The 10,773-nt window shown below is 47.5% G+C and carries 8 protein-coding genes; all 8 read right to left on the minus strand.

Annotation, left to right across the window (positions count from 1 at the left end):
• Positions 1-67: 67 nt before the first annotated feature.
• From DXN04_RS00065 to DXN04_RS00100, 8 genes are read right to left on the minus strand one after another with little or no spacing between them, the layout of a single operon-like run.
• Positions 68-556 carry a hypothetical protein gene (locus DXN04_RS00065; protein ID WP_116851298.1) on the minus strand — a complete coding sequence of 163 codons (489 nt, stop codon included), beginning with the start codon at positions 554-556 and terminating at the stop codon, positions 68-70.
• Positions 540-1,826, minus strand: coding sequence for a condensation domain-containing protein (locus tag DXN04_RS00070; RefSeq protein WP_116851299.1), 1,287 nt, complete (start codon positions 1,824-1,826; stop codon positions 540-542). The genes DXN04_RS00065 and DXN04_RS00070 overlap by 17 nt, the downstream gene beginning before the upstream one ends.
• Entirely contained in the window at positions 1,823-3,094 is a 1,272-nt protein-coding gene (locus DXN04_RS00075; RefSeq protein WP_116851300.1) for a hypothetical protein, read from the minus strand. The genes DXN04_RS00070 and DXN04_RS00075 overlap by 4 nt, the downstream gene beginning before the upstream one ends.
• Positions 3,091-4,290 carry a glycosyltransferase gene (locus tag DXN04_RS00080; protein WP_116851301.1) on the minus strand — a complete coding sequence of 400 codons (1,200 nt, stop codon included), beginning with the start codon at positions 4,288-4,290 and terminating at the stop codon, positions 3,091-3,093. Before DXN04_RS00080 ends, DXN04_RS00075 begins: the two co-directional genes overlap by 4 nt.
• A gap of 21 nt (positions 4,291-4,311) precedes the next feature.
• Positions 4,312-5,532, minus strand: a complete 1,221-nt coding sequence (locus DXN04_RS00085; protein WP_116851302.1) for a glycosyltransferase — start codon at positions 5,530-5,532, stop codon at positions 4,312-4,314.
• Entirely contained in the window at positions 5,511-6,326 is an 816-nt protein-coding gene (locus tag DXN04_RS00090) for an alpha/beta fold hydrolase (RefSeq protein WP_116851303.1), read from the minus strand. The genes DXN04_RS00085 and DXN04_RS00090 overlap by 22 nt, the downstream gene beginning before the upstream one ends.
• Positions 6,317-6,613 carry an acyl carrier protein gene (locus DXN04_RS00095; protein WP_116851304.1) on the minus strand — a complete coding sequence of 99 codons (297 nt, stop codon included), beginning with the start codon at positions 6,611-6,613 and terminating at the stop codon, positions 6,317-6,319. The genes DXN04_RS00090 and DXN04_RS00095 overlap by 10 nt, the downstream gene beginning before the upstream one ends.
• The gene (locus DXN04_RS00100; protein WP_116851305.1) at positions 6,601-10,767 is read right to left on the minus strand and encodes a type I polyketide synthase; all 4,167 of its coding nucleotides are present in this window, start codon (positions 10,765-10,767) and stop codon (positions 6,601-6,603) included. The genes DXN04_RS00095 and DXN04_RS00100 overlap by 13 nt, the downstream gene beginning before the upstream one ends.
• Positions 10,768-10,773: the final 6 nt, after the last annotated feature.

Here is a 10,773-nt window from a genome sequence, read left to right on the forward strand (position 1 = left end):
AATTTAATGATAGCAACGACCGCTATCGGGTTAATAACGGGCATCACAGTCACTAAATTATGTAATATTACGCAGACGGCAGTTTTTTCACTACATATAGCGGCAACCAGGTAAATAGTATTGCCAGTCCACCCGCTATACCCCCCGAAATAAGTGCCAGCCAGCTCCCCTCAAAACTATAGCCCGCCGGCATACTCACATGCACGATCCACATGACACCCGCCACCAGCACTACCGTAGCCAAAGCATTCACACCGGCCAGTTTCAACATAAACGGTATCCGTGGATAGCCTTGGGGAAACAAAGGTGTCAGCCCGTTTTTCTCTGAAAAGGTGATGCATTTCTTTAATATGTCGAACGTGATGCCAAAAGGCACAAATACCGACATGGGAATCAGGAAACGCGCCATAGAATGCGCCCCATGAAATAAACTCACTGCATGCCTGTCCTCAAACCCGAAATAAGGTACAATCGCATTAATCAGCAGGTTGGTGATGAAATAGATATATAATTGCTTACGTGTGAATACCTTTAGCAGCTTATCCCTGGACCCCATAGGTTTGTTTTATACGGCTTTTCTCCTGAAGGATAGCTATCGCCTTCATTTGTATCGCACGGGCATCACTTTCAGGGAGGAAAGCCTCGTTGGAAATAAATGTAAAATCAAGCAGACCCTTGTAGGTAGAAGCGACTAATGTATTCGGATTGCGCCAGGGGAAACCGGCACTCGGGCTATACACCGTCTCCAGCTCAAACGTTTCAAAACTTTCCGGTAGCTGCAATTTTCCCATGTTGGACAACGTTACATCATGCGTACCATCTGTCGTTTTGAGAAATGTCACCATTCGTGGCAGCGAACCATGAAAGTGTTCCCCCATATATAACAACTCGTGAATGTTGATCTTATCGATCTTCGCCGTCAGGTCATTCTTAAAACTCCGGGTCTTGGACCAGAAGTCTGTCAATGCACTGAGATCTGCACACAACTCAACTATCGGTGCAAAAGCAAACAATTCATCGGACCCAATCTCCGGCACAAATCGCCTGATATCCACCGGGCAAATAAGCTTATTATGCGCAGCCGATGGCCTCACCTGCCTGAAAGCCTCCAGGAAAGCAACGGATATCGCTGCAAAAAGAGAAGTTCCTTCTTCCTTACATCGATGTACCAGGGTAGAACTCAATTCCTGACTCAGCTTCCAGTTCAATAAATACCCCCTGCTTGTGACAGGCTTTAATCCTCGTGTTTTAAACCACAATACCGCTCCCGCTATTTTCCCAATCACCGTTGCCCGGAGCTTAAATTTCTTATTCGCCAGCAAAGCCGCCGGCAATAAATCTTCAATCGCCTCAAAGGATGGATAAGGTGTTAATTCCAATAATGGATTATCCAATACCATTAGCATTTCGCGTAGCAAAGTCAGGATAGAACTGCCATCACAAATACAATGTGGACAAACCAAAAGTAACTCCGACACGCTGTCAGACTTTAACCAGACTACCCTGGCCAGTGGCCCCTTCGACACCTGGAATGGTTTATACCATTCATCTACACTCACCTGCTGCCAGTCGTCATTAGTATAGCGTTCCCGTATATCAATAGGAATCGGCGCGATTTGCGTATCAGTCACATAATAAGGCGCGCCCTTTTCATCTTCCCGGATTACCACCCTTAGCAGCGGATGTTTCTGCTGCAATTTCAGCAGGGCCTGTTCCAACCTTTCCCTGTTAATCTGCCCTTTTATCTTTACAGGAAAGATACAATTCACAGGTGCCTCAGAGGATACGTACATGACCCTCTCTCCAACAGTTAGTTTTCTGTTCATACGGTTAAAATTGGTGTGGTGCTGGGCAGCACTTCTTTTAATATTTGCAGGAAAGCCTTCTTAATAGCCAGCGCATCTTCTTCAGCTAAAAAGTCGTCATTAGATATAAACGTGAAATCCATCTGCCCTTTGAAAGTACTGGTCAAAACCGTATTCGGATTGGCGAAAGGCCCAATCACAGCTGGACTAAATACCGTATCGATATCAAAGGTATTCCAGTGCTCCTCAATGTCCAGTTTGCCCATGTTGGAAAACATCAGGTTGTAATTGAGCTTTCCATAAGTCAGGAACCTGATCATGTGGGGAATAGCGGAGTGTGCATATTCCAGTGCCTGGAGCATGGAAGTATTGAGTCGTTTTTGTTTTTCTGTAGCAATAGGTTGCAGCAACTGTACCCTTGTCCAGAATGGCTTGGTGTGATCATCCAGGATTTCCAGCGTGATAGAAAGACCTACCGCAAAGATGGAATCTTTGGTAATAGCCGGTACATACTTCCTGATATCTACAGGACAGGTTACCTTCGCCGCTCCCTGATCACCTTTTACCCTTTTGAAAGCAGCGGCCAGCGCTACGCAGAGTGCCGTATTCACCGTTACCCCCATGGCATTACATTGCCGTATGAGGGTGGAAGTCGTTTCCGCATCCAGTTTCCAGTGCAATAAATAGTCTTTTTCACGGTTGGTCTTTGACTTCCCTTTTGTTGAAACCAGCGCAGCCATTAGCTTGCAGCCATATTTTATAATGCCGCCTGTAAACCTGGCCTTGAATAATGGCCAGCCTTTACGTTGTGCAGCAGGAATAATATCTTCAAGTGTCAGTAAGGAACGATGAATGCCAATATCTTTAGCCGGATTATCCAGCAGGGCAACAATTTCTTTGATCAATGCCCACCTGCCGCCACCATCGCAGAGACAGTGATGGAGGGCAAGCACCAGGTCACAGTACCCTACAGCCCTGATCCAGGTCACCCTTGCCAATGGTGCAGTCGTGGTGTCAAAAGGCAGTGCGAGTTCTGCTAACGTAACTGTAATCCAGTCCGTGCTGTGAACAATCTTCATTGGAATCACAGGTGCCGTTTCCTGTACCACATAGTGATCATCAACAATACTCGCCCTGAGCAAAGGATGCTTGGCCTGAATACAAGCCAGTGCATGTACCAGGTTCTCTTCTGAAATTGTGCCTTTGATGCGGATGGTAGATACGACATTGAAAGGTGTGTTGCCATCTCCCAACATCAGTCTTTCGGGAAAGAGTAATTTTCTTTTCATGCAGTTAACCTTGCTTTAGTGCGTTGTGCAAAAGTTTCTAAGAGTTCTACCGCTTTATCGTTTCCTCCGGCCTGAATGAATGTATCCCTGATGTGCTGTGCGCCTTGTCTGTATTTTTCATTTTGCAATACCTCCCACATCGAGTCGCGCAGATCGCTGACCCGTAGCCGCTTGTAGCGTAGCTTGATACCGCAGCCCGCATTCTCAATGAGTGAAGCCGTATGAAAATGATCGTATGCAATGGGAGTAATGAGCATGGGCAATCCGTTCAGGAAGGCATCGTTCACAGTATTGAAACCTCCATGGCAGATTACCGCATCCATATGCGGCATCAATTGTGTTTGTGGTACATAACCCTGTACAATGAAGTTGTCTGGCCATTCAGGGAAGATCGCCGGATCCGTTGCAGCTATTATCGTCAGTGGTTCATCTGCAAAAGCTGCGATCAGCTTGCCAAAGAATTCCTTCCTGATATCTACCAATAAAGTGCCTAATGATACAAATACCTTCGGTCCGATAGCTCTTGATAAACGATCCCAGTCAAAAGGTGTATTATTCGGTCTGCCCTTTACAGGACCTACAAAACGCATATGTGGCAAGGGATCCTTACACCCTGAAAACTCTTCGGATGTGAACACGATATTCATTTCTCTTGAATGAATGGCAAACTCACCTGAGTAAATACCCATCTCATGATGCAGGCCTTTGATCAGGTTCTGCTGCCATTCGAAGATCTTTGGAGAGTTCATGCTATCGGCCGTTACATCAGGGGGAACGGGAGTTGTGGTCACGCAGGGAATATCTTTCTGATAGGCACAGATAGCACCTGCAAATGTGATACAATCACTCACAATCACATCCGGTTGAAACTCATCAGCCACCCTGTTCACACCATTGATCATGATCCGGCAGAAGGGGAGGTAGGTCTCTTCCAGCGCCAGCTTCAGGGTCTCTACACCAGATAGTTTAGGCCCCTCATCCTGCTTTTGTAAGATATGATGGATAGCGGTCTGGTATTCCGCCAGTTCCGGATGTGGTACGATGAACTTCCCTCCCGCAGGAATATGCTCAGGAGCCAGTTCTTTCAATCCTACCCATATCACTTCATGTCCTTTGGCAATCAGGCTGCTGCCTACACTGAGCGTTGGACTGATATGCCCGAAGAAGGGCGGTACTACAAACATGAATTTAGACATAGGATAGTGGTTTAATATAGATTAATAGACTTTGTTGCGGTAAAATGCCTGACTCATGGTCATGCCATATGGAGGTATTACGGGTGCCAGGTCTTCCAGCAAATCAGCTGCCGTAGCGGCACCACCGGAGCGCTCAAAGGAATCCTGGATGCGCTGTGCGGCTTGTTTATACACAGGGTTCCTCAGGATCTCCCATACTGCTTCACGAAGATGAGGTGCTTTGAATCGTTTAAAATTCAGGCGTACACCACTCTCTGCCTGTGTAACCTGGCCTGCTACGTGCGACTGATCATACGCAATAGGAATCACTACCAGTGGCAATCCATGTGAAAGCGTTTCGCACACGGTGTTGTGTCCACCATGACAAACTACGCCATCCAGGTGAGGCAGCAGATCCAGTTGTGGTACCCTGCTTTGTACAATGAAGTTTGAAGGCCAGTGCTCAAAGAGGTCTTCATCAGATACAACAATCACTGTCACTGCTTCGTTTGCAAAAGCATCTATGACCTTGCTGAAGAATTCTTTCTTGTAAGCATGGTCGAATGTGGTGCCAATCGAGACGAGGATCCTGGGATCGGTTCCCATCTGCGATAGCTTTTCCCAGTTGAAAGGAGGTGGTGTATGCCGGTTGTTGAATACAGGGCCAATGAACTTATAGTGATCAGGCGTATCCATATAACCGAAGAAATCCTTTGAAGTATATACCAGTGTAAGTTTTTCAGAAAGAACTATCGCGTCATTCCCGGGTACGCCAAGTTCCTGTTGTAATCCTACGATCTGCTTAACCTCCCAGTCATGCACGCCGGGCAGATCTTCCACCATCTTGATGGCTGCCGGTGCAGTCACGGAAGTAGCATATGGCATATGCCTGTTGTAAGCTGCAATGGCACCGGTAAAGAGCTGGTGGTCATTGATCACCACATCAGGTTTAAAGCGATCGAGGAGGGTATTGATTCCTTCGTACATGAACCTGTTCAGGGGGATTAGTACCTCTTCGTAGAGGAATTTGATACTTTCAATACCTGATACATTTTTTTTAGTGATCTGATCCAGATAGGCTTCGCTATCCTGATCGTATTCTGCCAGCAATAACTGGCCACCTGCAGGCAATCTGTTGCCCAGTGAGGGATCCAGCGTGATCCAGCCTACTTCGTGCCCTCTTGTCAATAATTCAGCACCGAGGCTCAATGTTGGGTTCACATGCCCATGTAAGGGAGGAACTATAAACGCAAACCTTGCCATATTTTATTATTGATTTGTCTGAATTTGCTCTGCCATCCTTCGAAAAAATCTTTTAAGCGTATGGCCGTTTCTTCCGGCTGTTGTAGCGGCAGGTTGTGGTCCCCGTTCAGTAAGGCAATTTTAGAACGGGTGAGTCTGTCATATAATGTTTGTCCGGAGGGTACACAGTCTGAGTCTTTGCCATAGAGCAGCAGGGTATCCTGTTTGATATACCCGATCTCTTTTCCTGAGAAGAAGCCACGCTCTTTGCTCAGGTCCGATTTGATGGAGGTCTCGTTGAACAGGTACTCGTACATGCGATGGTTTTTCTCCAGCTGTCGCTTGCCCATCCTGAATTTGGTGGTGTCGGTGAAGTTGTTGATGTAGTCTATCAGAAATTCTTTGCTGTACATATCCATGATACCCAGCCTTTCATTTTCGCCTGGGTCGGGAGCTTCAATCACCGCAAGTTTCTTCACCCTGCCGGGGAAGCGGCTCGCCATGCGCAGGGCTACAAGCCCGCCGAAGCTATAGCCTACCAGGTGTACAGCTTTGAGTTCTAAGGTTTCCATCAGGGCTAACAGATCGTCCGTAAGGGAGTTCAGGTCATATCCGTTTTTCTCCTTACCACTCATGCCATGACTCTTCAGGTCATACATGACTACATGAAATTGCTTTGCCAGAATTGGGGCGATGTTGAAATAATAGACGGACAGGTTGCTGAACATTCCGTGTATCAGCAAAATGGTTTCCTTCGCTCCTTTGTTCATTTCCTGGACATGAACGGAGGTGTGATTAATTTTGATTACTGGCATTGTTCAATGTATTTAATAATGTCACCCAGCTTTAAATTGATCAGCTGGTCGAGGTCCATGCCGGAGAGCCATCCTGTAAAATCTACGTGCTCGCCAAAGTGGCTCTTCACCTTCTCAGAAAAGGACACGATCTCAATGCTGTCCATTTCCAGATCTCTGGTGAAAGAGCTTTCCTTAGAGATATCCATGTCTTCTACGAATTCTTCTCCGATTACCTCGGTAATGAATTGTTTCAGCAGGGCGAAGATTTCTTCGCTGTTCAGTTTGTGTGTAGCTATAGCGTCCATCCGATTATAAAGTTGTTGTGTTTGATTGTCTTAATGTTGATGTCGTTGATACGTAACTCATCGCCACTGATAGCGGTAATGGTATATCTTTTAGGATTGCCCTGGAGCCCTTTGCCCAGGTATTTGCCATAGGCTTCTTTCGCTACCCAGGCGCGGATGATCCATTCGTCGCGGTCCGTGACAGGCAGCAGTGCAAGCTCCGTGTCATTAAATACCAGCTCACAAAAGCCGGCGCCCTGTGGTTTGATCTCTTCTATGTCAATGCCCACAGCCTGCTGGTAGCGTGCGATGGCGACTGCTTCCATGCCTTTGTGTGCAATGGATACATGAATGCCTTCTACACCTGCTACATAAGGGGCACCGTTAGCATTGTTTTTGATCTCAAATTCTATCGGGAAGCAGTGATGTTGCAATACGGCCCTTACAGCGTCTTTGGCCGCCACCCGGCTGATGATTCTTTCTTTGCGCTTCATCGGCAATAAGCCTTTTACAAAAGCTTTCTCTGCCTGGTTGAGATAGCGCTTCTGAATAAAATCCCATGATACTACCCGCTGGTAAGCATTGTGGAAAGTGAATACACCGGGTGCAATCTCCTTTGCCAGTTTGTTTTGCAAGGGTGACATGGAGATCTGCCACAGGGCTTCGTCTATTTCCAGCCTCCTGTTTTGCCAGCCTATCACAATCGCCCAGATTTGCCCTGCTTTTTTAATGACAAAATCAGCTGTGGCAAATTCATCATTCAGCTCAGTGAGCTTACAGGTACATTCGAAACTGCCCGACTGATCCTGCATATCGCCATAGAAAGCAATTTCATGAATCCTGACAGGGAAGGCGATCCTGTCTTTTGTTAAGACCAGTTGCAACCAGAGCCCAAAGAGCTGCCCGGCATTGTCTAATAAGGAACCTTTTCCTGTGCTGCTTTCTATAATCCCGGTGATGCCTTTTTCGCCCATGTGCACAATTTTCCTGATACCCTGGTAGGCGGGACCATGGAACATGTGACGCTCATAAATTTGCTCAGGTGTTTTATACAACTCATTGCCAAGTGAAGCCCCAATAGAGAAATCTTTTGCAGGTGCTGTCGGAAACTGCTTTGTCAGCTGCACCGTTGCATTTGCATAATTGGGTAAGTCCAGGTGAACAGTGTCATTCCCCTCCCATTTTCCACTGATGGTTTCTTTAAAAGGAGAGGAGACGTTCATCCATTGGAACACCTGTATATTGTAAATGCGTTTTACAGCCCTGTTTTGACCATTTTCACGGGCGATGTCGCCGAATAGCTCAAAGATCATCGTCATCGGTATTACGGGGTCCATATCCTCTTTAATGGGCCATCCCGGTTTTTGCTTTACCAATGCATGGTCGATGAGGTAAGGAGTATTTTCCAGGGAGATATTCAGTGTGTGAGTAATAGGTTGTACGGAGATGGGATCATTGAAGAGTGCAATGATTTCATCCTGGATTGCTGTGATCTCATCTACATTCTGCAGGAATGCCTGTAAAACGGGTTTCCGCGCAGGCGATGGAAAAGCTGGTTTGATAGCAGGTGCCGCCAAACCTTTCAGGCTCTCCAGCTCCTTCACAAAGGGAGAACCCAATTGCAGCGGCATGCTGGTTTTCCCTTTCGGAGTAATGCCCAGGAACCCCAGGTTCACTTCCTTACCTTCTACAAACAGTGCAGCCATCACCCGTTGCAGCTGATCCAATCCACCCCGTGTAGGTACATTCGCCGCAATGGCACTATATGCTTTCCCTTTCAGGGTATCATCTACAAAGCCAATCAGGCCACCTGCACCTGCCTGGATAAACACGCGTACATTTTCCTGCTCGTAGAGTTTCTGTGTCAATTCCCTGAATCGTACCGGCTTGATCAAATGATCCACACTCAAATCCCTGATGGCCTCATAAGTATCCGGATATAAATCCAGGGTAGTCGCCGACCAGAAAGGAATCTCCGGTTTCAGCCACTGGATCTTGCTGATCCCTGCCAGCAATACATCCGTTTTCTTCGCTACAAAAGGAGAGTGGAAACCCGACTGAAAAGGCAGGATCTGGTGGAAGATCTGCTTTGCTTTCAGTACTTCGATAAAATCTGCCACTGCTGCATCTGTGCCGCAAAGAATGGCTTGTTGCGGACAGTTGTCCATAGACAAATAGATGTCCTGCCTGCCTTCCAGTAAAGGAAGGAGTTGGTCGTAGCCAACACCGGTTACAAGGAATTTCGCATTTTCTGTTTCTAATGCCTGTGGATTCAGGTCCTGTAATATTTCAAGAATAGACGCTTCTGTCGCCATACCCGCAGAGCGGCCGGCCAGCCATTCACCCATACTATGCCCTGCATTCAGGTCAGGGCGGATCCCCATTTGCTTCAATGCAGTATCTATGATCCGGCTCCTTTCCAGCAGGGTAAGTGCTGATTCATACACATTGTCTTTATTAGCGGTATGCGTACCTGCTAATTTGAAATGAGTAGCTACGCTATCCACTTCTCCACCACCTAAACCATCCAGACCCGGGAATAAAAACGCCACTTTCCCGCCTCTTGTAATTAATGGTTCATTGGTGAACCAGATATCCTGCTTATTTCTCCAGGGAGTATTCCTCCCCACGATCTTTACCGCTTTTTTAATCCTGTCAGGAGAAGGGTCAAAGAGTGCAATGCGATAATCTCCCTGACCCGGATCGGTTTCATTATTTTCCAATGCACGGATCAAAGCATCTGCACTTTTCCTGGCAAGCAAAACCACGTTCGCCGGACTAAAGCCATTAAATACGCCTTTCGGCACATTCTTAAACCCTTCTACTACCAGGTGTGCATTGATACCACCAAAACCAAATGCATTCACGCCTGCACGCAGTGGCAAGCCGGTAGCCTGCCAGTCAGTCGCTTCCTGCACAGGGGCAAAGCGGGTATTTTGCATGGCTGCCACCGGTTCTTCACAGTGAAGGGTAGGAGGCAGGGTATTGTGATACAATGCCAGTGCAGTCTTGATCAATCCCGCCATACCTGCTGCCGGCATGGCATGGCCAATCATTGATTTTACGGAACCAATGCCTGCTTTTTGGCTATGCTGACCAAACACAGTTGCCAGTGTTTCTAACTCTGTTTTATCGCCTAATGGCGTACCTGTACCATGGGCTTCGATGTAGCCGATTTCGTCAAGTCCGATTCCTGCACGCTCCCAGGCCTGCCTGATGGCAATGGACTGCCCTTTTACGGAAGGACTCATTACACTGGTACCTGCACCATCGCTGGAGATGCCGCTTCCCTTGATCACGGCATACACCCGGTCGTTGTCGCGAATAGCATCATCCAGTTTCTTCAGCACCACAAATCCACATCCTTCACCTATCAGTAATCCATCTGCCTGCTGATCGAATGGCCTTATCTGTTGCCGGCGTGACAATGCACCCAATTGTGTGAAGATGCTCCAGAATGGTGCATTCTGCGATACATGTACACCACCTGCAATGATCATATCTGCCCGGCCGGTGCTGAGTTCCTGGATGGCATGATCTACTGCCAGCAGCGAACTGGCGCAGGCTGCATCCAGTGTATAGGCTACGCCGCCCAGGTTCAGGCGATTCGCTACCAGCGAGGCAACCAGGTTCGGAATAAGGCCCATGGCCGTATCCGGGCCAAAACGTCCTTTCTTTTGCTGGAACTCTTTCTTTACTTTTTCAAGATCGGTGCCGGAGAGCTGTGGTAATAATGTTTGCAGTACCTGTACTATCTGCTCTCCCGTACGCACGATCTCAATCGCCCTGGTAGCACCGGGACCGGGATAATTCCCTTTCCCGATGATGATACCTGTTTTCTCAAAAGAGATATTCTTATCCAACACACCTGCATCCTGCAATGCCTGCTGGGCAAGGGCCAGGGTAAGCAACTGCTCTGGTTCTGTACCCTCTACCGCCAGTGGCAGTATGCCGAAACGAATAGGATCAAAACTGGCGTATTCATCGATGAAGCCTCCTTTGCGACAATAAAAACGGTCTACCGCTATTGTCTCTGTATCGAAGAAGGTGGCATCCAGCCTGTTTTCAGGCACCGCCTGTATTGCGTCTTTTTTCTGAATTATATTTTGCCAGAAAGCCTGGATATTGCCCGCACCGGGGAAGATACCGGACATCCCTATGATTGCTACATTCATATCTGC

Origin of the sequence: Chitinophaga silvisoli, assembly GCF_003412465.1 — a bacterium.
GTDB classification, from domain to species: domain Bacteria; phylum Bacteroidota; class Bacteroidia; order Chitinophagales; family Chitinophagaceae; genus Chitinophaga; species Chitinophaga silvisoli.